General features: G+C 70.3%; 23 protein-coding genes. 16 read left to right on the forward strand and 7 right to left on the reverse strand.

All coding sequences use genetic code 11. From position 1 onward, the window contains the following. Nucleotides 1-36 precede the first annotated feature (36 nt). Nucleotides 37-942, forward strand: coding sequence for a hypothetical protein (locus tag ABD858_RS17905; RefSeq protein ID WP_345038653.1), 906 nt, complete (start codon nt 37-39; stop codon nt 940-942). Nucleotides 943-1,045: 103 nt separating this feature from the next. On the opposite strand, the gene ABD858_RS17910 is transcribed toward ABD858_RS17905, so the two are convergent. From ABD858_RS17910 to ABD858_RS17920, 3 genes are all read right to left on the reverse strand, one after another. Then, nucleotides 1,046-1,180, reverse strand: coding sequence for a hypothetical protein (locus ABD858_RS17910; protein WP_345038656.1), 135 nt, complete (start codon nt 1,178-1,180; stop codon nt 1,046-1,048). Between the two features lie 33 nt (nt 1,181-1,213). Continuing rightward, nucleotides 1,214-2,356 (reverse strand): NADH-quinone oxidoreductase subunit D, encoded by a 1,143-nt coding sequence (locus ABD858_RS17915; protein ID WP_345038658.1) that lies wholly within the window; start codon nt 2,354-2,356, stop codon nt 1,214-1,216. A gap of 76 nt (nt 2,357-2,432) precedes the next feature. Then, nucleotides 2,433-3,395 carry an SAM-dependent methyltransferase gene (locus ABD858_RS17920; protein WP_345044656.1) on the reverse strand — a complete coding sequence of 321 codons (963 nt, stop codon included), beginning with the start codon at nt 3,393-3,395 and terminating at the stop codon, nt 2,433-2,435. Between the two features lie 116 nt (nt 3,396-3,511). Here ABD858_RS17920 and ABD858_RS17925 point away from each other — a divergent pair, with 116 nt between their 5' ends. After that, nucleotides 3,512-4,711, forward strand: a complete 1,200-nt coding sequence (locus ABD858_RS17925; protein ID WP_345038660.1) for a sensor histidine kinase — start codon at nt 3,512-3,514, stop codon at nt 4,709-4,711. A 34-nt stretch (nt 4,712-4,745) separates the two neighbouring features. After that, nucleotides 4,746-5,420 (forward strand): response regulator, encoded by a 675-nt coding sequence (locus ABD858_RS17930; protein ID WP_345038662.1) that lies wholly within the window; start codon nt 4,746-4,748, stop codon nt 5,418-5,420. 82 nt (nt 5,421-5,502) lie between these two features. On the opposite strand, the gene ABD858_RS17935 is transcribed toward ABD858_RS17930, so the two are convergent. Then, nucleotides 5,503-6,615, reverse strand: a complete 1,113-nt coding sequence (locus tag ABD858_RS17935) for a DUF5937 family protein (RefSeq protein ID WP_345044658.1) — start codon at nt 6,613-6,615, stop codon at nt 5,503-5,505. Between the two features lie 99 nt (nt 6,616-6,714). Further along, nucleotides 6,715-7,863, reverse strand: a complete 1,149-nt coding sequence (locus ABD858_RS17940; protein WP_345038665.1) for a threonine aldolase family protein — start codon at nt 7,861-7,863, stop codon at nt 6,715-6,717. 117 nt (nt 7,864-7,980) lie between these two features. On the opposite strand from ABD858_RS17940, the gene ABD858_RS17945 reads away from it, so the two are divergent. The 10 genes from ABD858_RS17945 to ABD858_RS17990 all read left to right on the forward strand — a co-directional run bounded on the left by ABD858_RS17945 (nt 7,981) and on the right by ABD858_RS17990 (nt 16,056). After that, nucleotides 7,981-8,928 (forward strand): Rossmann-like and DUF2520 domain-containing protein, encoded by a 948-nt coding sequence (locus ABD858_RS17945; RefSeq protein WP_345038667.1) that lies wholly within the window; start codon nt 7,981-7,983, stop codon nt 8,926-8,928. After that, nucleotides 8,925-9,938, forward strand: coding sequence for a pantoate--beta-alanine ligase (panC, locus tag ABD858_RS17950; RefSeq protein WP_345038669.1), 1,014 nt, complete (start codon nt 8,925-8,927; stop codon nt 9,936-9,938). The genes ABD858_RS17945 and panC overlap by 4 nt, the downstream gene beginning before the upstream one ends. Beyond that, nucleotides 9,935-11,626, forward strand: coding sequence for an L-aspartate oxidase (locus tag ABD858_RS17955; RefSeq protein ID WP_345038671.1), 1,692 nt, complete (start codon nt 9,935-9,937; stop codon nt 11,624-11,626). Before panC ends, ABD858_RS17955 begins: the two co-directional genes overlap by 4 nt. A gap of 2 nt (nt 11,627-11,628) precedes the next feature. Further along, nucleotides 11,629-12,663, forward strand: coding sequence for a carboxylating nicotinate-nucleotide diphosphorylase (gene nadC / locus ABD858_RS17960; RefSeq protein WP_345038673.1), 1,035 nt, complete (start codon nt 11,629-11,631; stop codon nt 12,661-12,663). After that, nucleotides 12,663-13,460 carry a type III pantothenate kinase gene (locus ABD858_RS17965; protein WP_345038675.1) on the forward strand — a complete coding sequence of 266 codons (798 nt, stop codon included), beginning with the start codon at nt 12,663-12,665 and terminating at the stop codon, nt 13,458-13,460. The genes nadC and ABD858_RS17965 overlap by 1 nt, the downstream gene beginning before the upstream one ends. Nucleotides 13,461-13,578: 118 nt before the next feature. Next, the gene (locus tag ABD858_RS17970) at nt 13,579-14,280 is read left to right on the forward strand and encodes a hypothetical protein (protein ID WP_425586333.1); all 702 of its coding nucleotides are present in this window, start codon (nt 13,579-13,581) and stop codon (nt 14,278-14,280) included. A 14-nt stretch (nt 14,281-14,294) separates the two neighbouring features. Continuing rightward, complete coding sequence (locus tag ABD858_RS17975; protein ID WP_345038680.1) at nt 14,295-14,477, forward strand: hypothetical protein; 183 nt, start codon at nt 14,295-14,297, stop codon at nt 14,475-14,477. Nucleotides 14,478-14,574: 97 nt separating this feature from the next. Then, nucleotides 14,575-15,003 carry a BlaI/MecI/CopY family transcriptional regulator gene (locus ABD858_RS17980; RefSeq protein WP_345038681.1) on the forward strand — a complete coding sequence of 143 codons (429 nt, stop codon included), beginning with the start codon at nt 14,575-14,577 and terminating at the stop codon, nt 15,001-15,003. A gap of 9 nt (nt 15,004-15,012) precedes the next feature. Beyond that, on the forward strand, nt 15,013-15,555 hold the full coding sequence (locus tag ABD858_RS17985) for an amino-acid N-acetyltransferase (RefSeq protein WP_345038682.1): 543 nt from the start codon (nt 15,013-15,015) through the stop codon (nt 15,553-15,555). Between the two features lie 168 nt (nt 15,556-15,723). Further along, nucleotides 15,724-16,056, forward strand: coding sequence for a histone-like nucleoid-structuring protein Lsr2 (locus tag ABD858_RS17990; RefSeq protein WP_345038684.1), 333 nt, complete (start codon nt 15,724-15,726; stop codon nt 16,054-16,056). On the opposite strand, the gene ABD858_RS17995 is transcribed toward ABD858_RS17990, so the two are convergent. Then, a complete protein-coding gene (locus ABD858_RS17995) occupies nt 16,035-16,637 on the reverse strand; it encodes an SCO3374 family protein (protein WP_345038686.1) in 603 nt (200 codons plus the stop codon). The genes ABD858_RS17990 and ABD858_RS17995 overlap by 22 nt on opposite strands. Before the next feature lie 431 nt (nt 16,638-17,068). Between ABD858_RS17995 and ABD858_RS18000 the strand changes: the two genes are divergently transcribed. After that, on the forward strand, nt 17,069-19,597 hold the full coding sequence (locus ABD858_RS18000) for an ATP-dependent Clp protease ATP-binding subunit (protein WP_345038689.1): 2,529 nt from the start codon (nt 17,069-17,071) through the stop codon (nt 19,595-19,597). A 633-nt stretch (nt 19,598-20,230) separates the two neighbouring features. After that, entirely contained in the window at nt 20,231-20,872 is a 642-nt protein-coding gene (locus ABD858_RS18005; RefSeq protein ID WP_345038691.1) for a M23 family metallopeptidase, read from the forward strand. On the opposite strand, the gene ABD858_RS18010 is transcribed toward ABD858_RS18005, so the two are convergent. Next, complete coding sequence (locus ABD858_RS18010; protein WP_345038694.1) at nt 20,815-21,432, reverse strand: TetR/AcrR family transcriptional regulator; 618 nt, start codon at nt 21,430-21,432, stop codon at nt 20,815-20,817. The genes ABD858_RS18005 and ABD858_RS18010 overlap by 58 nt on opposite strands. Nucleotides 21,433-21,537: 105 nt before the next feature. Between ABD858_RS18010 and ABD858_RS18015 the strand changes: the two genes are divergently transcribed. Next, entirely contained in the window at nt 21,538-23,133 is a 1,596-nt protein-coding gene (locus tag ABD858_RS18015) for an MDR family MFS transporter (RefSeq protein ID WP_345038696.1), read from the forward strand. Nucleotides 23,134-23,338: the final 205 nt, after the last annotated feature.

Here is a 23,338-nt window from a genome sequence, read left to right on the forward strand (position 1 = left end):
CTCCATCTCGCGTCTACGCACGGTAAATTTCAGGCCATGCCTCGTGGACGCCATCGCCATTCCCCTCCCCTGCACAGGCTTCTTCCGCCGTCGGCGGTCGCCGGCGCGTCGCTGCTGTGCGCCGCCGGCGCCTGGTTGTTCACCGATGCGATGGCGCTCCGTGTCCTGGTGGCCGTCGCGGCCGCCGCTTCCGTCACCGGCGCGGTCCTCATGCGCAATTGGGACCGTGCCGCGGGCCGGCGCGTCGCCGAACTGACCCGCGCCCGGGCGAACGACCAGTGGAGGACGGAGGAGCGGCTCGCGGAACTCGAGGCCGAGCTCGAGGAGTCCCGCGAGCTGCGCACCAGGCTCGACGCGAAGCTGCGGACGAAGCGCCGGGAAATCGCCGGACTGCGGGGCGAGCACGCCGCCCTGCTGCGCCGCTACGCCAACGCGGAGACCGAGCGGGCCAGTGCTCTCGAAGGCCGTCGGCAGCTCGCCGTCGAAGCCGCCCCCAAGGCACTGCCCGCCACGTCCCCCGGCCCCACCCCGGCCGACTACCTCGCCGCGGCGAAGGCCCTGGACAACCTGTCGCGTGCCGGCCGGCACGCGGAGGAACCGCAGGGGGAGCCCGTGGCGGCCGCCGGGCCGGATGAGCACGTCCGCCCGTCGTCCGCCCTCAGCCGTGTCCCGGTCGCCTCGCCCGTTGTCCCGTACACCGCCCCGCGCCGCCCTGTCCCTCCGACCGGCAGCTTCGACTTCTTCGGCATGCACAAGCAGCAGGCCACGGCCGCGCTGGAGTCCGTCCAGGACGAGGACCTCGCCGACGTGGTCGGTGAGGAGGCCCTCGCCGCCCAGAAGGCGGCGGACTCGGACCGCGCGGTCGGCGAGGTCATCGACCTGACCGAGCACGACGAGACCGAGCAGCTCGACGTGGTCGAGCTGCGCACCGCGATCTCCTAGTAGGGCTTTGTCAGGTGGGCTCGTTGGTCCTCTTGGGCTACGGTGTGATGTTCTGTCACGCCGCGAGCTTCCCGGCAGACCTTTCCGGCCACAGCCCTGGCGATCAGGCCCTGCCCGGCATGATCGGGGGCAGGGCCTGTGCCTGGCGGCCGACGGCTCCGGCCCGGCGGCCCCCACGGTCAGCTCGTCGGCTCTGCTCGTCGATGTCGCCCACGACGTTGTGATCCTCGGTCGCCACGCAGAGCGACCGCCACGCGACGAGTGCGGCAGATCATTTGTCGATGTCGCCCACGACGAAGAAGAACGAGCCCAGGATCGCCACCATGTCGGCGACCAGGGTGCCGGGGAGCAGCTCGGTCAGTGCCTGGATGTTGTTGTAGGAGGCCGAGCGGAGCTTGAGGCGGTACGGGGTCTTCTCGCCCTTGGAGACCAGGTAGTAGCCGTTGATGCCCAGCGGGTTCTCGGTCCAGGCGTAGGTGTGGCCCTCGGGGGCCTTGAGCACCTTCGGCAGCCGCTGGTTGATCGGACCCGGGGGCAGCTCCTCCAGCCGGTCCAGACAGGCCTCCGCCAGCTCCAGGGAGTTGTGCGTCTGCCCCAGCAGGCACTCGAAGCGGGCCAGGCAGTCGCCCTCCTCGCGGGTGACGACCTTGAGGACGTCCTGGAGCTCGCCGTACGCGAGGTACGGCTCGTCCCGGCGCAGGTCGAAGTCGACCCCGGAGGCGCGGGCGATCGGCCCCGATACGCCGTAGGCGTGCACGATCTTCGGGTCGAGGATGCCGATCCCGCGGGTGCGGCCGCGGAAGATCTCATTGCCGAGGACGAGCCGGTCGAACACGTCCATCCGGGAATTGACGTCCGCGATCGCCTGCCGGGCCCGGCCGAGCCAGCCGAGGGGCAGGTCCTCCTTGAGGCCGCCGACCCGGTTGAACATGTAGTGCATACGGCCGCCGGAGACCTCCTCCATGACGGCCTGGAGTTCCTCCCGCTCGCGGAAGGCGTAGAAGACCGGGGTGATGCCGCCCAGTTCCAGGGGGTACGACCCGAGGAACATCAGGTGGTTCAGCACCCGGTTCAGCTCGGCGAGCAGCGTGCGGGTCCACACGGCCCGCTCCGGGACCTCCATGCCGAGCATTCGCTCGACGGCCATGACCACGCCGAGCTCGTTGGAGAACGCCGACAGCCAGTCGTGGCGGTTGGCGAGCATCACGATCTGCCGGTAGTCGCGGGCCTCGAAGAGTTTCTCGGCGCCGCGGTGCATGTATCCGATCACCGGCTCGGCGTGCGAGATCCGCTCTCCGTTCAGCACGAGGCGGAGGCGGAGCACGCCATGGGTGGAAGGGTGCTGCGGGCCGATGTTCAGCACCATGTCGGTGCTCTCCGCCGCGCCGCCGATGCCGACCGTGGTCTCCGTCATGCAGCCAGTCTCTCAGAGCGCCCGACAGCGGCATGAGGCCTGTCCGACGAGCGGACGCGGGCGTCCGCCCCTCATGTCACCGCCGTGCGCGGACCGGCTGCATCAGCCATCCGAAGTCGCCCAGCCCGCCCCGTGCCGTCAGTTCCGCCGCCTCCCCGGCCCCGGCCAGCGCCCGTACGTACGCCGCCGGGTCGGTGGAAGCGAGCGCGAGCGGCGGACGCTCACCGGAGACCCCGAGCCGCCGCAGCGCCTCCCGCTGGGTGAGCAGTTCCGCGCCGCTCACGACCGCCGCGCACGCGTCCAGCGCGACGTGGGATGTGATGTCGCAGGTGCCGTCCGGGACGGGCGGGACCTCGCGGCCGGCGCGGAAGCCGGTGAGCGTGCCGAAAGGCGGGCGGGCGGCCCGCACATGGGTGTAGTCGACGGCGACGGCGAGGCCCGCGTCCAGCGTGCCGACGGCCCGCTCCCAGGCCTCGTCGCGGGGGCGGCCGATCTCGGCTCGGGCGCAGGGCCGGTCCGCGAGGGGCCACCACCGGTCCAGCCACTCCGCGTCCGCCCCGGTCACCGGGTCGCCCAGCCGTTCCTCGCCGTCGGTCCGGACGAGGACGTACCGCGGTATGCCGTCCTCGTCGGCCTCGGCCACGTCGACCGGCACGTTGTCGAGCCATTCGTTGGCGAAGAGGAGCCCGCGGACCCCGGTGGGCGGCTCGGCGACCCACTCGATGCGCGGGTCGAGCCCGGCCGGACGTGCCGCCCGCTCCACGGCGTACGCCCGCACCTCGGTTCCCGCCGGGAGCGCGGCCAGCACCCCCGTCAGCAGTTCTCCGCGCCCCGCGCCCACGTCGACCAGGCCGGTCGGCCCGTCGATCTCGTCCGCGACCTGCGTCAGCAGCCGGGCGACGGCGGCGGCGAAGAGCGGAGAGGCGTGCACGGAGGTGCGGAAGTGACCGGCGGGCCCTTCGGGCCGCAGATAGAAACCGTCGGGTCCGTACAGCGCCTCCTCGGTCGCCTCACGCCACCCGCGCCACTCGTCGCTCAGCTCACCGTTCACAGAAGAAGGCTAGGCCGCCCTCCACCTTGCGGAGTACGCCCCGGGCGGCGGGATGGGACCTCCGGTTGACCCCTGCGGTTTCGGCCTTCCCTACTCTGGGTCACGTGCAGCGTCTCTACGACTTCATCCGCAGACATCCGACGGGCGTCGACAGCTTCTGGGCTGTGCTGCTCTTCGGGTTCTCCCTGCTGTGGGTGGCCGGTTCGGACACCGGGAGCGCGCCGAAGCCGGTCGCGGTCGTGGTCGTCCTGCTGCTCTGCCTCGTCATCGCCCTGCGCCGCCGCATGTCGGAGGAGATGGTCCTGGTCGCGGCCGCGCTGGGGGCCGCCCAGCTCGCGCTCGACGTCCCGGTCAATCCGGCCGACTGGGCCATGCTCGTGATCATCTACAGCGTCGCCGCCAACGACGGAGCGCGCTGGGTACGCCGCTTCGCCCTGGCCGGCGGGCTGCTCGCGGCCCCGCTGTCGCAGCTGCGCTGGCCGGCGCCGGAGGTGAGCACGGCGGGCCGGATCTTCTACTCGATCATCATGACCGTGCCGTTCGCACTGGCCTGGGTGCTCGGCGACTCCATACGGACCCGCCGCGCCTATTTCGCGCAGCTGGAGGAGCGGGCGGCGCGCCTGGAGAAGGAGCGCGAGGCACAGGCCAAGGTCGCGGTCGCCGCCGAGCGGGCCCGTATCGCCCGCGAACTGCACGATGTCGTGGCGCACAACGTCTCCGTGATGGTGGTCCAGGCGGACGGCGCCGCGTATGTCATCGACGCCGCCCCCGAGCAGGCGAAGCAGGCGCTGGAGACCATCTCCACGACCGGCCGCCAGGCGCTCGCGGAGATGCGCCGGCTGCTGGGCATCCTGCGCACCGGTGAGCACCGGGAGGCGGGGGAGTACGTCCCCCAGCCCGACGTCGAGCAGATCAAGGAACTGGTCGAGCAGGTGCGCGGTGCGGGCCTGACCGTCGACTTCAGGATCGAGGGTTCCCCGCGTCCGCTGCCGAGCGGCGTGGAGCTCACGGCGTACCGCATCGTGCAGGAGGCCCTCACCAACACCCGCAAGCACGGCGGCCCGGACGCCGGGGCCAGTGTGCGGCTGGTGTACTTCGACGACGGTCTCGGGCTGCTGATCGAGGACGACGGCCGGGGCGCCGCGCACGAGATGTACGAGGACGGGGGTGCCGACGGCCGGGGGCACGGCCTGATCGGCATGCGCGAGCGCGTCGGCATGGTCGGCGGCACGCTGGACGCCGGACCGCGCCCGGGCGGCGGATTCCGGATCAGTGCCCTGCTGCCCCTCAAGCCCGCCCGATAGCCACCGGGAAAGCCCCTCAGGAAGGACCCTCCCCATGTCGATCCGCGTGATGCTCGTCGACGACCAGGTGCTGCTGCGCACCGGGTTCCGTATGGTGCTCGCCGCCCAGCCGGACATGGAGGTCGTCGCCGAGGCGGGTGACGGCGCCGAGGCCATCGACATCCTGCGCTCGACCGCGGTCGACGTGGTGCTGATGGACGTACGCATGCCGCGGCTGGACGGAGTCGAGGCGACCCGGCGCATCTGCGCCGCGCCCAATCCGCCGAAGGTGCTGATCCTGACCACTTTCGACCTCGACGAGTACGCCTTCTCCGGGCTGAAGGCGGGCGCGAGCGGTTTCATGCTCAAGGACGTGCCGCCTGCCGAACTGCTGGCCGCGATCCGCTCGGTGCACAGCGGTGACGCGGTCGTCGCCCCGTCGACGACCCGCCGACTGCTCGATCGCTTCGCCCCGATGCTTCCGGCCGGGGGCAAAGAGCCGCAGCACAAGGAGCTTGCCGCGCTGACCGAGCGTGAACGCGAGGTGATGCTGCTGGTCGCGCAGGGCCTGTCCAACGGAGAGATCGCGGCGCGCCTGGTGCTGTCGGAGGCCACGGTGAAGACCCATGTGGGCCGCATCCTCACCAAGCTCGGCCTGCGCGACCGCGTCCAGGTGGTCGTCCTCGCCTACGAGTCCGGTCTGGTCCGCGCGGGCGGCGGCGCTGCCTGAGGCGGCAAGCTCGCGGTTCCTCCAGCTACCTCCCCCAGCGGTAGCTGGAGGAATGTCGCGAGCCGGTGAACCTTTCCGGTCACTAGCGCAATATGCCTTCCAGGAAGTCGCTGCCCAGCCGGGCCACCACCGTGAGGTCCAGCTGGTGCATCACATACCGGCCGCGGCGGCGGGTCGTGATCAGACCGGCCTTCTTCAGCACCGCCAGATGACGGGAGACCTCGGGCGCGGTGATGCCGTTGGCGTCGGCCAGTTCGCCCGTCGTGTACGGCGAGCGGGCTATGTTCCGGCACAGGCGCAGCCGCATGGGGTGGGCCAGCGCCTCCAGCCGCAGCTTCAGCAGTTCGACCGAGGCGGGGCCGGGCAGCTCGGGGGCGCCGACGGGGTAGTGCACCACGGGGCGCCAGCCGGGCGCGTGCAGGATCATCAGATGCGGCCAGCCGAAGTGGGACGGCACGAAGGTGAGACCCGCACCCACGGCGGGGTCCACCGCTGTCGTACGGCCCTGGCTGAGTTTGTCGGCCTGGATACGGGAGCCGCTCTCGTCGAGGGAGAGTGCGGCGGACACCGCGGTGAGCGCCTCGCCGAGGCCCTTGCGGCGCAGGATCTCGGTCTTGTGACGGGCGTCCGCGGCCAGCAGGACCCGTACGCGCTGCCAGGTGTCCGCGAAGAACGCCTGCTCGCAGTCCTCGAACAGACGACGTGTCCAGGCCCTCACGGCCGCCGGGTCGGCCAGCAGCCGCTCGGTGAACTCCGTCTGCCGCGGCCCGCGGGCCGCGGCCATCTCCAGCGCCCGGGCCCGCGTCCTCGCGTCCGTGAGCGGGGAGGGTCCGCCCGTGCTGTACGACGCGGAGCAGACGAACTCCAGGGCGGCCAGCACGAACCGCTCGTCGTCCATCCGGTCCAGCAGGTCCAGATCCTCGGCGAGCGTGACGCCGGGCCTGCCGTCGCCGCCGCGGAGCCCGGCGAACGGCATGAAGATGTCGGAAAAGGTGTGCCGCCACAGGAAGTCCGCCTCGTGCAGCCGGTCGGCGAGGCACGGCTCGAGCGAGGCGGCGGTCGCGGTGGCCCAGCCGTGCAGGCCCGGATGGTGGCCGGGCTCGGCCAGCGCGTGCAGCGCCACGCCCAGCTCGGCCAGCGGCGACGTCTCGAAGACGATCCGTTCGGCCGGCAGCCCCGCGATGTCGATGTCCACGCTCATGGACCCATCGTGCCGCCCGGCACCGACAACGCCCGCGTCGGTTGACGCTCCCCGTCAACCGACGCGCCGAGAGCAGTTCCGGGCGGCCCCGCCTCAGGAGGGCGCTCGGCCCAGGCGGTGTACGAACTCGGCCACGGCAGCCCGAACGTCGTCCGGGGACCACTCCAGGGCCGGTGCGGCCACCGTCACCTCGGTGCACGACAGGCCCGGGGCGCCCTGCGCGGACCAGCGGCGGAAGAGCACCACTCCCGTCTCCTCCGCCTGCCGCACCCCCGCCTCGTCCAGCGCCTCTGCCGAGTACGGCAGCCACACCTGGAACTCGTGCGTGTGCGGCGGTTCCGGGTGCACCCGGAACCAGGGCAGGCCGGCCGCCTCGAAGCCCTCCCTCAGCGCCGCCGCGACGACCTTCGCCTGTGCCACGTACGACGGCAGCCGTGGCAGCTCCCGTTCGAGCCCCAGCAGCGCGGACAGCGCCGCCGGGTACTGCTGGAAGATCTGGCCGCCGTACCGATGACGCCAGGTACGGGCCTCCTCCACCAGTGACTCAGGGCCGGCGAGCGCCGCTCCGGAGAGGCCTCCCAGCGACTTGTAGAAGGACACGTACACGGTGTCCGCGAGAGCGGCTATCTCCTCCAGGCCGCGCCCGAAGTGCGGGGCGCACTCCCACAGCCGCGCGCCGTCGAAGTGCACCACCGCGTCCCGCTCCCGGGCGGCCTCCACCACCTCGACCAGCTCGTCCCAGGAGGGCAGCACATATCCCGCGTCGCGCAGCGGCAGCTCCAGCATCAGCGTGCCGAAGGGCTCCTCGAAGTCCCGGACCTCCTCGGCCGTGGGCAGCCGGGGTTCGTTCGTCGGACGGACCGTACGCAGCCCGCTCACCGCCCCGAAGGCACCCCGCTCGTGCACCTCGGGGTGCGCCAGCGGATGCAGCGCGACCGTGGCGTTCCCGGTGCGCCCCGCCCAGCAGCGCAGCGCGACCTGCTGTGCCATCGTGCCGGTGGGGAAGAACGCCGCCGCCTCCGTGCCGAGCAGCGCCGCGACCCGCCGCTCCAGTTCGGCGACGACCCCGTCGCCGTAGATGTCGGCCCGGTCGTCCAGGTCGTGGACGGTGCCCGCGTCCGTCGTCAGTGCCGTGAGCCGCTCGCCCATGGTGGTCTCCGCCGGACCGCGTGCCAGCACCCGGTCCGCCTTGCGCCACGCGGCGAACCTTCGCCGCCGTTCCTCCTGCTCGTTTCCTGTCACCGGCCGATCATCACCCACAGCCTGTGGACAGTCATCAGGCGGAACGAACCGCTGGCGTAGCATGGCCAGAAATCGTCCGGTACCCCCCGCGGACTGGAACGGGAAGGCCGTCGCCGCGTGAACGCATCACCATCCAAGGAGCCCCTCGACCCGAGAGACCGCCCCGCCCGGCTCACGGTCGGGGTCGTCGGAGCGGGCCGGGTCGGCCCCGCCCTCGCCGCGTCCCTCCAGCTCGCCGGGCACCGCCCGATCGCGGTCTCCGCGGTCTCCGACGCGTCCGTGCGCCGCGCGGCCGCGCTGCTGCCCGATGTGCCGGTCGTGCCGCCGGCCGAGGTCCTGGAGCGGGCCGAACTGGTGCTGCTCACCGTCCCCGACGACGTACTGCCGGGGCTGGTCGAGGGACTCGCCGGGACCGGTGCGATCCGGCCGGGGCAGCTGCTGGTGCACACCTCGGGGCGGTACGGCGTGGGGGTGCTGGAGCCCGCGCTGCGGGCAGGGGCGCTGCCGCTCGCGCTGCACCCCGTCATGACCTTCACCGGCACCTCGGTCGACGTCCAGCGGCTGGCCGGCTGCTCCTTCGGGGTCACCGCGCCCGAGGAGCTGCGGCTCGCGGCCGAGGCGCTGGTCATCGAGATGGGCGGCGAGCCGGAATGGATCGCCGAGGAGGCCCGCCCGCTCTATCACGCGGCACTCGCCCTCGGCGCCAACCACCTGGTCACCCTGGTCGCCCAGGCCATGGAACTGCTGCGTACGGCCGGGGTCGCCGCCCCGGACCGGATGCTCGGCCCGCTGCTCGGCGCCGCCCTCGACAACGCACTGCGCTCCGGTGACGCCGCACTGACCGGCCCGGTCGCGCGCGGCGACTCGGGCACGGTCGCCGCGCATGTCGCGGAGCTGCGCAAGCACGCGCCGGAAACCGTCGCCGGGTACCTGGCGATGGCCCGTACGACTGCCGACAGGGCACTCGTCCACGGCCTGCTCAAGCCCGAACTGGCCGAAGACCTGCTGGGCGTACTCGCGGACGAGGCGCGCACGGACGGGTGCACCGGCGGAGGAGACCGATGAGCCACGGATTCGAACTCGTCCCCACGCGCGACGACCTGCGCTACCTTCTCGACCACCGGGGCCCCACGGGCCGCACCGCCGTCGTCATGACCATGGGCGCGCTGCACGAGGGACACGCCACACTGATCCGAGCCGCGCGCGAGCACGTCGGCCGCAAGGGCTTCGTCGTCGTCACCGTCTTCGTCAACCCGCTGCAGTTCGGCGCGGGCGAGGACCTCGACCGCTATCCGCGCACCCTGGACGCCGACCTCGTGATCGCCGAACGGTCCGGCGCCGACGCCGTCTTCGCCCCGTCCGTCGACGAGGTGTACCCGGGCGGCAACCCGCAGGTCCGTATCACCGCGGGCCCGATGGGCACCCTGCTCGAAGGCGCCTCCCGGCCCGGCCACTTCGACGGCGTGCTGACCGTCGTCGCCAAACTGCTCCACCTTGCCCAGCCCGATGTGGCCTTCTTCGGGCAGAAGGACGCCCAGCAGCTCGCCGTGATCCGGCGCATGGTGCGGGATCTGAACTTCCCCGTCGAGATCGTCGGCGTGCCGACCGTCCGCGAGGACGACGGTCTGGCCCTGTCCAGCCGCAACCGCTACCTGTCGGCCGACGAGCGCCGTACCGCCCTGGCGCTCCCCCGCGCGCTGTTCGCCGCCCGCGACCGGCTCGCCGCCCAGGAGGCCCTGCACGCCCGAGCCGAGACCATGACGGCGGCCGGGCCCGCCCGCGCCGCCGCCCTCGCCGCGCTAGGTGAGGCCCGCGAGGCGGCCGACGCCCACGCGGTGGCGGCCGCCGGACGCTGCGGGCCCGCCGAGGTGCGGGCAGCCGCACATGCCGTACTCGACGAGGCCGCCAAGGCCGAGCCGCCGCTCACGCTGGACTACCTGGCGCTCGTCGACGCGTCCGACTTCACCGAAGCCCCCGACGACTTCACCGGCGAGGCGATCCTGGCCGTCGCCGCCAGGGTCGGTTCGACCCGCCTGATCGACAACATTCCCCTGACCTTCGGAGCCCTCAATTGACCGGAATACGGCTGAGCGCCCCCGCACCCGGCTGGGCCGTCGAAGCCGACGTGGTGGTCGTCGGCTCCGGCGTCGCGGGCCTGACGGCGGCGCTGCGCTGTTCCGCGGCCGGCCTGAAGACCGTCGTGGTCACCAAGGCGCGCCTCGACGACGGCTCCACCCGCTGGGCGCAGGGGGGCATCGCCGCGGCCCTCGGCGAGGGCGACACGCCTGAGCAGCACCTGAACGACACTCTGGTCGCGGGCGCCGGGCTGTGCGACGAGACGGCCGTACGGACGCTGGTCACCGAGGGCCCGGACGCGGTACGCCGCCTCATCGCGAGCGGCGCCGAGTTCGACAGGAACGCCGTCGGCGAGATCGCGCTGACCCGCGAGGGCGGCCATCACCGCAGCCGTATCGCGCACGCCGGCGGCGACGCCACCGGCGCGGAGATCACCCGCGCCCTGGTCGAGGCGGTACGCGACGCCGGAATCCGCACCGTCGAACATGCCCTGGTCCTCGACCTCCTCAAGGACGCCGAGGGCCGCACTGCCGGTGTCACCCTGCACGTCATGGGTGAGGGCCGGCACGACGGTGTCGGCGCGGTGCACGCGCCGGCGGTTGTTCTTGCCACCGGCGGCATGGGCCAGGTCTTCTCGGCCACCACCAACCCGTCCGTCTCCACCGGTGACGGTGTGGCCCTCGCGCTGCGGGCCGGCGCCGAGGTCTCCGATCTCGAGTTCGTGCAGTTCCACCCCACGGTGCTGTTCCTGGGCCCCGACGCGGAGGGCCAGCAGCCGCTGGTCTCCGAGGCGGTACGCGGCGAGGGCGCCCACCTCGTCGACGGCGACGGCGTCCGCTTCATGCTCGGCCGGCACGAGCTCGCCGAGCTGGCGCCCCGCGACATCGTCGCCAAGGGCATCATGCGCCGCATGCGCGAGCAGGGCGCCCAGCACATGTACCTGGACGCCCGTCACTTCGGCGCCGAGATGTGGGAGCGCCGTTTCCCCACCATCCTCGCCGCCTGCCGCGCCCATGGCATCGACCCGGTGACCCAGCCGATCCCGGTCGCCCCGGCGGCCCACTACGCCTCCGGCGGTGTCCGGACCGACCTGCATGGCCGTACCACCGTGCCCGGTCTGTACGCCTGCGGCGAGGTCGCCTGCACGGGCGTCCACGGCGCCAACCGGCTGGCGTCCAACTCCCTCCTGGAGGGCCTGGTGTTCGCCGAGCGCATCGCCGCGGAGATCGCCGCCTTCGGGCCGCATCGCGACGGCGTGCCGGTCGTTCCCGGGCCCCCTTCGGTGCTGCCCCTCATCGAGCCCGAAAAGCGCGCCGAGATCCAGCGGATCATGAGCGCGGACGCCGGGGTGCTGCGGTCCGCCCAGAGCCTCGACGACGCGGCGGACGGCCTCGAGGCACTGCACCTCGAGGCAGTGGAGGAGTACTTCGGCAAGACCGCCGAGCCCGGCACCGAGTCCTGGGAGACGACCAATCTCCTCTGTGTCGCCCGCGTCCTGGTGGCCGCCGCCCTGGAACGTGAGGAGACCCGTGGCTGCCACTGGCGCGAGGACCGCCCCGAGCGCGACGACGACACCTGGCGTCGTCACCTGATCGCGCGTCTCACCTCCGATCGGCGGCTGGTGGTCCGCCGAACCGGCACCGCAGAATTTCCGCCCGTAACCCCCGAAGCCCCCAGGGAGCAGTAACCGTGAGTACGCCCGAGGAAAGCCGTCCCCAGCCGGTGGACGTACCGCTGATCCAGATCGGTGCCCCCGACCCGTCCGCGGGTGCCGGCGGCTGCGGCGACGCCTGTGGCTGCGGGGAGGGCGAAGTGTACGAGTGCGGTCTCGACCCATCCCTCGCGCAGCTGCTCGCCGACGCGGGCCTGGACCCCGTACAGGTCGAGGACATCGCGCACCTGGCCGTCGAGGAGGACCTCGACGGCGGCGTGGACGTGACGACCGTCGCGACCGTCCCCGAGGACGCGGTGTCCACCGGCGACTTCACCGCCCGTGAGGCCGGCACGGTCGCCGGTCTGCGGATCGCCGAGGCCGTGCTGTCGATCGTCTGCACCGAGGAATTCGCGGTGGAGCGGCACGTCGAGGACGGCGACACGGTCGACGCGGGACAGAAGCTGTTGTCCGTCACCGCCCGCACCCGCGATCTGCTCACCGGTGAGCGCAGCGCGCTGAACATCCTGTGCCGCCTGTCCGGGATCGCGACCGCCACGCGTGCGTGGGCGGACGTGCTGGAGGGCACCGGCGCCAAGGTCCGCGACACCCGCAAGACGACCCCGGGCCTGCGCGCGCTGGAGAAGTACGCGGTGCGCTGCGGCGGCGGCGTCAACCACCGTATGTCGCTGTCGGACGCGGCCCTGGTGAAGGACAACCACGTGGTCGCCGCGGGAGGCGTGACGCAGGCGTTCAAGGCCGTGCGTGAGCGGTTTCCCGAGCTGCCGATCGAGGTCGAGGTGGACACCCTCCACCAGGCCCGCGAGGTCATGGACGCCGGCGCGGACCTGATCCTGCTGGACAACTTCACGCCCATGGAGACCGCCGAGGCCGTGATCCTCAACAAGGAGCACAACAAGGGCCGCGCGATTCTCGAGTCCTCCGGCCGGCTCACCCTCGACAACGCACGCGCCTACGCGGAGACGGGCGTCGACTACCTCGCGGTCGGCGCGCTGACCCACTCCTCCCGGATCCTCGACATCGGCCTCGACCTCCGAGAGGTCGAGGACTGATGCTGCTCACCATCGACGCAGGCAACACCCAGACCGTCCTCGGTCTCTTCGACGGCGAGGAGATCGTCGAGCACTGGCGCATCTCCACGGACCCGCGCCGCACCGCCGACGAGCTGGCGGTGCTGCTCAACGGCCTGATGGGCATGCACCCACTGCTCGGCGAGGACCTGGGCGACGGCATCGAGGGCATCGCGATCTGCTCCACGGTCCCGTCCGTGCTGCACGAGCTGCGCGAGGTGACCCGCCGCTACTACGGCGACGTTCCCGCGGTGCTCGTCGAGCCGGGCATCAAGACTGGTGTGCCGATCCTGGTGGACAACCCGAAGGAGGTCGGCGCGGACCGCATCGTCAACTCGGTCGCGGCGGTCGAGCTCTACGGAGGTCCCGCGATCGTCGTCGACTTCGGTACGGCGACGACGTTCGACGCCGTGTCGGCCCGTGGCGAGTACGCGGGCGGCGTGATCGCCCCGGGCATCGAGATCTCGGTCGAGGCCCTCGGCGTCAAGGGCGCGCAGCTCCGCAAGATCGAGCTGGCCCGCCCGCGCGCGGTGATCGGCAAGAACACGGTCGAGGCCATGCAGGCGGGCATCGTGTACGGCTTCGCGGGCCAGGTCGACGGGGTCGTGGAGCGCATGAAGCGCGAGCTGGCGGACGACCCGGACGATGTGACCGTGATCGCGACGGGCGGCCTGGCCCCGATGGTCCTGGGCGAATCCTCGGCGATAGACGAGCACGAGCCCTGGCTCACCCTGATCGGCCTGCGCCTGGTCTACGAGCGCAACGTCTCCCGCATGTGAGGGGCCGCACGGGGCCGGACACGGCTCCGCCGCGCCCACCCATGCGCGGATAAACCATTTTTGTCCGATTAGCGCTTATTGTCGGCTCATGCCCACGCCCTACGGACCCCGTGGCGGCATCGCGTTCAGCGCAGCCGAGCTGTGTGTGCTCCGGCGCGCCCTCGCCCATGCCCTCCACTCCCTTCCCGTTACTGTTCCCGACCAGGACGTCCAGGACTGTCTGCGGCTCGCCGAGTCCGTGGACGAGGCGGCACGCGGTGGGGGTCCCCCCCGCTCATGGGGGTCCCCCCGCTCATGGGGGTCCCCCCTGCTCGAGCGAAGTCGAGAGCTCGGGGGAGAAGCCGAGAGCGGGGGAGGAACCGAGAGCTTGGGGGAGGGCCGTACGCGGGCCCTTCTGCCGGCCGACCTCGCCCGGTACCGGAACGCCCTGCCCGGCTCCGCCAGTGGCTATCTGGAGCTGCTCCAGGACGTCCTGGCGGCCGGCCTTGTGCCGGGCCCCGGTGATCTCGCGGCACTGCGGACCTCGAGGCACCGTCCGGGTGCGGCGGTGCTGCTGGAGCGCCTCCGGATGCTCGCGGAGCGATCCGGGCGGACCGGACCCGAGAGGTCGACGGCCCGGCGCACACGGCTGCTGGCGCTGCCCGGCGGACGTGCGGCCGCGGACCGGCCCGTGACCCGGCAGCCGCAGCCCGCGAAGCCGGCGAGGCCCTCCGGCCCCGCGGCGCGTCCGGTGCCCGGCCGTCCTGTCCCGACGCCGGCCGAGGTCTTCCCGCCGCGCCGCAGTCCGGCGCCCCCTTCGGGGCGGCGCGCCGCAGGATAGCTACTCTGGACGGCATGGACTACGTTTCCGCGCTTCTGCCCCCTGTGGTGATGGCAATCTTCTTCACCGTCCTCGTCGTGACGATCGTCAAGAGCCAGGGTGGGCCGAACAAGGCCAAGGAGGACGCGGTCGTCGACGCGGCGCTGTCCCGCGCCGAGTCCGCCCGTCAGACGGCTCCGGAGGCCGGCGACGCCTGAACATCCGAGCGGCCCGCAAACCAAGGGCGTGCGGCTGATTTGATGCCGTACGTCCTTTTTGCTGCCCTTTATCCCGAATAAGCACTATGGTGCTGTTGTGCCACGCCAATTGGGAGAACTGGAAGACGCCGTGATGACGCGCGTCTGGCAGTGGAACCGTCCGGTCACGGTCCGGGAAGTGCTGGAGGACCTTCAGCAGGAACGGTCCATCGCCTACACCACCGTCATGACGGTAATGGACAATCTCCATCAGAAGGGCTGGGTGCGCAGGGAAGTCGAGGGCCGCGCCTATCGATATACGGCCGTCTCCACCCGGGCCGCCTACGCGGCCGCACTGATGAACGAGGCGTGGGCGCAGAGCGACAACCCCGCCGCGGCCCTGGTCGCGTTCTTCGGCATGATGTCGCCCGAGCAGCGCGTGGCACTTCAGGACGCCATCCGGATCGTCCGGCCCGAGCGCCCGGAAGACGCGGTGGAAGAGGTTCCGGAAGAGGGCGATGGCGGCGCCACCGGTCCGGGGCGATAGCGTCCAGTCATGTCTACGCAGCTTCCCGGGCTCACCGATCCCCCGGCAAATGCCGTCACCGTCCGTCGCGCCAGGACCAGTGATGTGCCCGCCGTTCGCCGACTCCTGGACGCGTACGTACCTGCGGGGATCCTGCTCGACAAAGCAACGGTGACGCTTTACGAGGACATCCAGGAGTTCTGGGTCGCGGAACGCGACGCGGATGCCCGGGTGGTCGGCTGCGGCGCACTGCATGTGATGTGGGAAGACCTCGCCGAAGTGCGCACTCTCGCCGTGGACCGCGACTTCAAGGGTGCGGGTGTCGGTCATCGGGTACTGGAAAAGTTGCTGCAGACGGCACGCTGGCTCGGTGTGCGCCGGGTATTCTGCCTGACCTTCGAAGTCGACTTCTTCGCGAAGCACGGCTTCGTGGAGATCGGAGAGACCCCGGTCGACACAGATGTCTACAGCGAGCTGCTGCGTTCCTATGACGAGGGCGTCGCCGAGTTCCTTGGTCTCGAACGAGTGAAGCCGAACACCTTGGGCAACAGCCGGATGCTTCTGCACCTGTGATCGCCGGAAGAGCGGCGGGAAGCGCACCGGAAGCCTGCCGGATCCCTATGTCCGAATCGCGTATGTTTCCCGTGTTCTTGCGGCCCTGAACCTCTGCCGGGGGTTTGTGTTTTCCCGGGAAAAGCGGTTTCCTTTCCGCGTACTGCATTTTCGATGAAAGGGAATCCGGTGGCACAGAAGGTTCAGGTCCTTCTTGTCGACGACCTCGACGGCAGCGAGGCTGACGAGACGGTGACGTTCGCGCTGGATGGAAAGACGTACGAGATCGACCTCACGGCCGCCAATGCGGACAAGCTCCGCGCGTCGCTCGCGGACTATGTGAAGGCCGCTCGCCGTGCCGGGGGCCGTGCGGCCGGCGGCCGGGGCAAGGTGCGCGTCGCGACCCCCAGCAAGGACACCGCCGAGATCCGAAAGTGGGCCAAGGAGAACGGCTACAACGTGAACGACCGCGGCCGTGTTCCGGCTGAGATCCGCGAGGCCTACGAGAAGGCCAACGTCTGATTTCCCGCGGCTTTCGCGCGGAACAACCGGGCCCGGTGGCACTCCGTCGCCGCCGCGTCCACAAGACGTACGAGGTCAGGGGCGCCATTGCCCCTGGATCCGGCGCCACGCCCGCACAAGGGGGAAACGGAGGGGAGCGCCGGCTCCACCTCGTGTCGCGGTTCGGGGGGGCGCAGCCATACGGCGGCCCCCCGTGAACAGGGGTCCGGGCGGCCGGGTGGTACCGGGGCGATGATCCGTCCGCCGGCACCGATCGCCGTGAGGTCCAGAGCGATCCCGCCCCATTGGAGCCATTCGAGCAGTCCGGGCAGCTCGTCGGCGCATCCCGCGGCCACCAGCAGCTGCATACGCTGCAACGCCCCCCGCCCCACGAGGGCGACCGGTCCGGCGCCGGAGCCGATCCTGCCGAGCAGCGCGACCCCTGCGGGCGCCGGCAGTTCCAGTACGTCGAACCGCACCCCGGTGACCAGCTGCGGCGGCGGTCCTTCGGTCACCGCCCAGCCGAGCTCGCGCTCGTACCACCGCGTGACGCCGCCGCCGTCTTCCGGCGGTGTGCGGGGGACGGGTACGGAGGAGGCCATGCACGGAGAAACTCCGGAAGAGGCGGGTTGGTCACGCTGGGCACTCGAAGGCATGCGATCCGTGGTCGCGCGGGGCGCGCGCCGACGCGTTCGGGGGCGCAAGAGTGTTCGCCCGTAGCGGAGGGAACCAGTGCGCGCGGCATGGAGTGTCAGTGCTTACGGGTAAGACATTCCTAGTGGGGAGGGACGACACGCGGGCCTGGCCGGTCTCACGTTCGCCATCGGCGTAGTGCCGGCGAGGGTAACTGCCTGGCCTGCGGGAACATCGTCTCGCACCATCAGGTTGGGACAGATGTCGGCGTTCGGGTCAGGAGGCCAACGACGGGTGTCGGCAGTTGGAATGAGCGGTCCCCGCTTGCGGGACTAAGCTGCGGAAGGACAGGGAGGGGATCGACCCCTAACTGACTGACCGCTCTGAGGAGCGATTAACGATGTTCGAGAGGTTCACCGACCGCGCGCGGCGGGTTGTCGTCCTGGCTCAGGAAGAAGCCCGGATGCTCAACCACAACTACATCGGCACCGAGCACATCCTCCTGGGTCTTATCCACGAGGGTGAAGGTGTCGCCGCTAAGGCCCTGGAGAGCCTCGGCATTTCGCTCGAGGCGGTCCGCCAGCAGGTGGAGGAGATCATCGGTCAGGGGCAGCAGGCTCCGTCCGGTCACATTCCTTTCACTCCTCGCGCCAAGAAGGTCCTGGAGCTCTCGCTCCGCGAGGCCCTTCAGCTGGGCCACAACTACATCGGTACGGAGCACATCCTGCTCGGCCTGATCCGCGAGGGCGAGGGCGTCGCCGCTCAGGTCCTCGTGAAGCTGGGCGCCGATCTGAACCGGGTGCGGCAGCAGGTCATCCAGTTGCTCTCCGGTTACCAGGGCAAGGAGGCCGCCACGGCAGGCGGCCCGGCCGAGGGTACGCCCTCGACCTCGCTCGTCCTGGACCAGTTCGGCCGCAACCTCACCCAGGCTGCCCGCGAATCCAAGCTCGACCCGGTCATCGGGCGCGAGAAGGAGATCGAGCGGGTCATGCAGGTGCTGTCCCGCCGCACCAAGAACAACCCGGTCCTCATCGGCGAGCCCGGCGTCGGCAAGACGGCGGTCGTCGAGGGACTGGCCCAGGCCATCGTCAAGGGCGAGGTGCCCGAGACCCTCAAGGACAAGCACCTCTACACCCTCGACCTCGGTGCCCTGGTCGCCGGCTCCCGCTACCGCGGTGACTTCGAGGAGCGCCTGAAGAAGGTCCTCAAGGAGATCCGCACCCGCGGCGACATCATCCTGTTCATCGACGAGCTGCACACGCTGGTCGGTGCGGGTGCCGCCGAGGGCGCGATCGACGCCGCGTCGATCCTGAAGCCGATGCTCGCCCGCGGTGAGCTCCAGACCATCGGTGCCACCACGCTCGACGAGTACCGCAAGCACCTGGAGAAGGATGCCGCGCTGGAGCGCCGCTTCCAGCCGATCCAGGTCGCGGAGCCGTCGCTGCCGCACACCATCGAGATCCTCAAGGGCCTGCGCGACCGCTACGAGGCGCACCACCGCGTCTCCATCACGGACTCCGCGCTGGTCGCCGCCGCCACCCTGGCCGACCGCTACATCTCCGACCGCTTCCTGCCGGACAAGGCGATCGACCTGATCGACGAGGCCGGTTCCCGGATGCGTATCCGCCGGATGACCGCGCCGCCGGACCTCCGCGAGTTCGACGAGAAGATCGCCGGTGTCCGCCGGGACAAGGAGTCCGCGATCGACTCGCAGGACTTCGAGAAGGCCGCCTCCCTGCGCGACAAGGAGAAGCAGCTCCTCGCCGCCAAGACCAAGCGGGAGAAGGAGTGGAAGGCCGGCGACATGGACGTCGTCGCCGAGGTGGACGAGGAGCTGATCGCCGAGGTCCTGGCCACGGCCACCGGCATCCCCGTCTTCAAGCTCACCGAGGAGGAGTCCTCCCGGCTGCTGCGCATGGAGGACGAGCTCCACAAGCGCGTCATCGGCCAGAAGGACGCCATCAAGGCCCTGTCCCAGGCGATCCGGCGTACCCGCGCCGGTCTGAAGGACCCGAAGCGCCCCGGTGGCTCGTTCATCTTCGCCGGCCCGTCCGGCGTCGGTAAGACCGAGCTGTCGAAGACGCTCGCCGAATTCCTCTTCGGCGACGAGGACGCGCTGATCTCCCTCGACATGTCGGAGTTCAGCGAGAAGCACACGGTTTCCCGTCTCTTCGGTTCCCCGCCCGGATACGTGGGTTACGAAGAGGGCGGCCAGCTCACCGAGAAGGTGCGCCGCAAGCCGTTCTCCGTCGTCCTCTTCGACGAGGTCGAGAAGGCCCACCCCGATATCTTCAATTCCCTTCTCCAGATCCTGGAGGACGGTCGCCTGACCGACTCCCAGGGCCGGGTCGTGGACTTCAAGAACACGGTCATCATCATGACGACCAACCTCGGGACCCGGGACATTTCCAAGGGCTTCAACCTGGGCTTCGCCGCCCAGGGTGACGTCAAGACCGGCTACGAGCGGATGAAGGCCAAGGTCAACGAAGAGCTCAAGCAGCACTTCCGGCCGGAGTTCCTCAACCGTGTCGACGACACGGTGGTCTTCCACCAGCTGTCTGAGGAAGACATCATCCAGATCGTCGACCTGATGATCGCCAAGGTGGACGAGCGCCTGAAGGACCGCGACATGGGCATCGAGCTCAGCCAGGACGCGAAGCTCCTCCTGGCGAAGAAGGGCTACGACCCCATCCTGGGCGCCCGGCCGCTGCGCCGGACGATCCAGCGCGAGGTCGAGGACGTGCTCTCCGAGAAGATCCTCTTCGGCGAGCTGCGCCCCGGTCACATCGTGGTCGTGGACACCGAGGGCGAGGGTGAGGACAAGAAGTTCACCTTCCGCGGCGAGGAGAAGTCGGCCCTGCCGGACGTCCCCGCCATCGAGTCCACCACGGGCGGCAGCACCGGCCCGAACCTGAGCAAGGGCGCGTAAGCGCTCCACCTGAAGGGGCTGCCCCGGACCGTTCCATATGGTCCGGGGCAGCCCCTTTTGCGCGAGGTGGTGCATCCTGTCGGCCCGGCATGGGCCGGAGTGTCGGCCGCGCCCTGCTGAGCCGGGCGCGTGTTCGCCACGGGGTGGCCGCGAAGGCCGCGGCCCCGATCGCAAGGCAGGCGGCGGTCAGCGCCCAACAGGAGACGGGCGAGGGGGCTGCCACATCCAGTTCCACCAACGGACCTCGCCCTGCTCGCCGCAGCCCGGACAGGTCAGCGCGAACAGCGTGGCCACGGGCAGGGTCTCTGACTGGAGCCGGCCGAACAGCCGGCCCGACAGCAGTGCGAGCCCGAGCCGGGGCTGCGCCGTCGACGTCGAAAAGCAGTGGCCGGTCAAAGGTCCTGATACGGGCGGACCTTGGTCCCGGTGGCGGTGATACAGCACACGTGGGCCAGATCACTTACTAGGGGAACTAGAGGGAATGTGCCCTAGTCGGACTATTTGCCCACCCTGCCCTTACGGCTTTGGGTAGTAGATGGGGTATTTGGGCGTTTTGGTCCGTTCGGGTTACCAAGGTGTGGCCAGCCCGGCGCAAACGTGCCGGGCCAGTTCATGCCCCGGAGGTCAGCCCGTATGTCGAAGCGCTTCACGTTCCGCAGCTCCAAGAAGTCCATGTCCCGTACCCGTGCCGCCGTTGTGGCCGTCGCCGGCGTGAGTGCTTCGGTGGTGCTCGGGACCGGCGCGGCGTTCGCTGCGGGCGGGCCTGTCGAAGCCGCGCCGATGACCCCGGCCGCCGCGGTGGCCAAGCAGGCCGAGGTGCAGGCCAAGGCCGCTACCGCGGCGAAGGCCGGCGTGACGGGCTGGACCAAGCCGGTCGACCATTACGCGCTGAGCGCGAGCTTCGCGCAGTCCGGCGGTATGTGGTCGCACAAGCACTCCGGCCAGGACTTCGCCGTTCCGACCGGCACGCCGGTCAAGGCCGCGCACAGCGGAGTCGTCGTCAAGGCCGGTCCGAACGGCGGCGGTGACGGCCCCGCGTACGGCAACGCGATCGTGATCAAGCACGGCAACGGCACGTACACCCAGTACGCGCACCTGTCGAAGATCAAGGTCCACGTCGGCCAGACCGTGGAAGCGGGCCAGCAGATCGGCCTGTCGGGCAACACCGGCAACTCCAGTGGCCCGCACCTGCACTTCGAGGTACGTACGACCCCGAACTACGGCTCCGCGGTCAACCCGGTCTCGTTCCTGCGCGCCCACGGCGTCTCGGTCTGACTCTGACTGCGGTGGTGCGCCTGCGTCACCAGATCGATGGCGACCTCGAGGATGGCTTCACGCTTCTCCTCGGGGTCGCCTTCCACGTTCTGCGTGAAGAACATGCCGGCGTGCATGGTGAAGAGCGCGCTGATGCAGCGGACCCGGTCGGTCATGCAGGAGCCCGGTTCCTGAACGAGCTCGATCAGGGCGATCATGCGCTCCTTGAAGGTCTCGCCGATGCTCAGCTCGCGCACGGTGGCCTGGTTCTCCTGCATGAAGCGGAACAGCGGGGCCGCGGCGCTCAGCGCCTCCTGGTAGCGGCACAGGATCTCCCGCTTGATCTCCAGGGTGCGCGGCTGCTGCTTGCTCCATTCGATCAGCTCGTCGATGGGCCTGGTCAGGTCCTTGAAGAGGCTGACGACGATGTCTTCCTTGGTCCTGAAGTGGTAGTAGAGCGCCGCCTTGGTGACCTCGAGCCGCTCGGCGATCTCTCGCAGCGAGGTCCGCTCGTATCCCTGCTCGGCGAAGAGTTCCAGGGCGACATCCTGAATCCGCTGACGGGTGTTGCCTCTGGTCATCGCACTCTCCCGGAAACTTACTTGACGCCCGGCAAGTAAGACGTCTACTGTCCCCCAGTCTAGTAACTAGCCGGGCGGCAAGTAAGTGCAGGGAGAGTAGGGACGATGGCCGTAGCCAAGGCCGACGAGCAGAGGGCGGACAAACAGGCGGAGCCGCAGCCGCGGAGCGTGCGGGTGGTACTCCTCGCGCTCATGATCGCGATGCTGCTCGCGATGCTCGACAACATGATCATCGGTACCGCGATGCCGACCATCGTCGGCGAACTCGGCGGTATGGAACACCTCTCCTGGGTCGTCACCGCCTACACCCTGGCCACCGCCGCCTCCACGCCCATCTGGGGCAAGCTCGGCGACATGTACGGCCGCAAGGGCGTGTTCCTCACCTCGATCGTGATCTTCCTGATCGGTTCCGCGCTCAGTGGCATGGCCCAGGACATGAACCAGCTGATCGGCTTCCGGGCCGTGCAGGGACTCGGCGCGGGCGGTCTGATGGTCGGTGTCATGGCGATCATCGGTGATCTGGTGCCGCCCCGGGAACGCGGTAAGTACCAGGGCATGATGGCCGGAGTCATGGCGCTCGCCATGATCGGCGGCCCCCTGGTCGGCGGCACCATCACCGACCACCTCGGCTGGCGCTGGAGCTTCTACATCAACCTGCCGCTGGGCGCCGTCGCGCTCGCGGCTGTCACGGCCGTACTGCACCTGCCGAAGAAGGAGCGGTCGCAGGGCAGCATCGACTATCTCGGTGCCGCGCTGCTGACCGTGGGCATCATCGCGATCGTGCTGGTCACCACCTGGGGCGGCACGGAGTACGCCTGGGGCTCCGCCGTCGTCCTGTCGATGATCACGCTCGGCGTCGCCGCGCTCATCGGCTTCGTCTTCGTGGAGACCAGGGCGGCCGATCCGATCATGCCGCTGCACATCTTCCGCAGCCGTAACTTCACCCTCATGTCGGTGATCGGCTTCCTGACCGGCTTCTCGATGTTCGGCTCGATGGTGTTCCTGCCGCTGTACCAGCAGTCCGTCCAGGGCGCGTCCGCGACGAATTCGGGCCTGCTCCTGCTGCCGATGCTGCTGTCGATGATGGTGGTCTCGCTTATCGCCGGCCGGATCACCACCCAGAGCGGCAAGTACAAGATCTTCCCGATCGTCGGCGGCGCGCTGATGGTCGTGGGGCTCTTCCTGATGGCTCAGATGGACACCGGCACCTCGCGGACGACCTCCGGGGTCTACATGGCCGTGCTCGGTGCCGGCATGGGCTTCCTGATGCAGATCACCATGCTGGTTGCGCAGAACAGCGTCGAGATGAAGGACATGGGCGTCGCGTCCTCCTCGACCACGCTGTTCCGTACCCTCGGCGGCTCTTTCGGAGTGTCGGTCATGGGCGCCCTGTTCACCGACCGGGTCCAGGAGGAGATGGCCGCACGCGGCGGAGCGGCGGCTGCCGGGGCCACCCAGCATTCGGCGCAGCTGGACGCGGCGAGCCTCGCGAAGCTGCCGGACGCGGTGCGCGAGGCCTACCAGTACGCGGTGTCCTCCGGTACCCACACGGCGTTCCTGCTCGGCTCGGTGTTCGCCGTGGTCGGCTTCCTGGCGGCCTTCTTCGTGAAGGAGGTCCCGCTGCGCGGCTCGGGTCCGCAGTCGCCGGACGTGAAGGCGGAGGACGAGGCAGCGGCGGCGCCGAGCCCGTCCGGGGTCTGAGCGGCCGTCCCCACCAGGCCTGTCCGGCCTAGGGCCACTCCCGGCAACGTCTGCCCGTCGCGACGCTCCCCCAGCTGCTGCTGGGGGAGCCCCTGGGCACGCACGCTCACTGCGTTGGCCGAAGACCCGAGTAGCGCTGCTCCGAGGGTCTTCGGCCGCCTTGCGATCGCACGCACCGGACGCTGCTCCTGACGGGCAGACGTTG

The sequence above is a fragment of the Streptomyces sannanensis genome, assembly GCF_039536205.1.
In the GTDB taxonomy this organism is placed as follows: Bacteria; Actinomycetota; Actinomycetes; order Streptomycetales; family Streptomycetaceae; genus Streptomyces; species Streptomyces sannanensis.

What these genes read in the sequence shown, in the direction of transcription:
- ABD858_RS18005 (WP_345038691.1), top strand. Translation starts at nt 20,231, where the DNA reads ATGTCGAAGCGCTTCACGTTCCGCAGCTCCAAGAAGTCCATGTCCCGT.
- ABD858_RS18000 (WP_345038689.1), top strand. Translation starts at nt 17,069, where the DNA reads ATGTTCGAGAGGTTCACCGACCGCGCGCGGCGGGTTGTCGTCCTGGCT.
- ABD858_RS17905 (WP_345038653.1), top strand. Translation starts at nt 37, where the DNA reads ATGCCTCGTGGACGCCATCGCCATTCCCCTCCCCTGCACAGGCTTCTT.
- ABD858_RS17930 (WP_345038662.1), top strand. Translation starts at nt 4,746, where the DNA reads ATGTCGATCCGCGTGATGCTCGTCGACGACCAGGTGCTGCTGCGCACC.
- ABD858_RS17985 (WP_345038682.1), top strand. Translation starts at nt 15,013, where the DNA reads ATGTCTACGCAGCTTCCCGGGCTCACCGATCCCCCGGCAAATGCCGTC.
- ABD858_RS17975 (WP_345038680.1), top strand. Translation starts at nt 14,295, where the DNA reads ATGGACTACGTTTCCGCGCTTCTGCCCCCTGTGGTGATGGCAATCTTC.
- ABD858_RS17995 (WP_345038686.1), bottom strand. Translation starts at nt 16,637, where the DNA reads ATGGCCTCCTCCGTACCCGTCCCCCGCACACCGCCGGAAGACGGCGGC.
- ABD858_RS18010 (WP_345038694.1), bottom strand. Translation starts at nt 21,432, where the DNA reads ATGACCAGAGGCAACACCCGTCAGCGGATTCAGGATGTCGCCCTGGAA.
- ABD858_RS18015 (WP_345038696.1), top strand. Translation starts at nt 21,538, where the DNA reads ATGGCCGTAGCCAAGGCCGACGAGCAGAGGGCGGACAAACAGGCGGAG.
- panC (WP_345038669.1), top strand. Translation starts at nt 8,925, where the DNA reads ATGAGCCACGGATTCGAACTCGTCCCCACGCGCGACGACCTGCGCTAC.
- ABD858_RS17915 (WP_345038658.1), bottom strand. Translation starts at nt 2,356, where the DNA reads ATGACGGAGACCACGGTCGGCATCGGCGGCGCGGCGGAGAGCACCGAC.
- ABD858_RS17965 (WP_345038675.1), top strand. Translation starts at nt 12,663, where the DNA reads ATGCTGCTCACCATCGACGCAGGCAACACCCAGACCGTCCTCGGTCTC.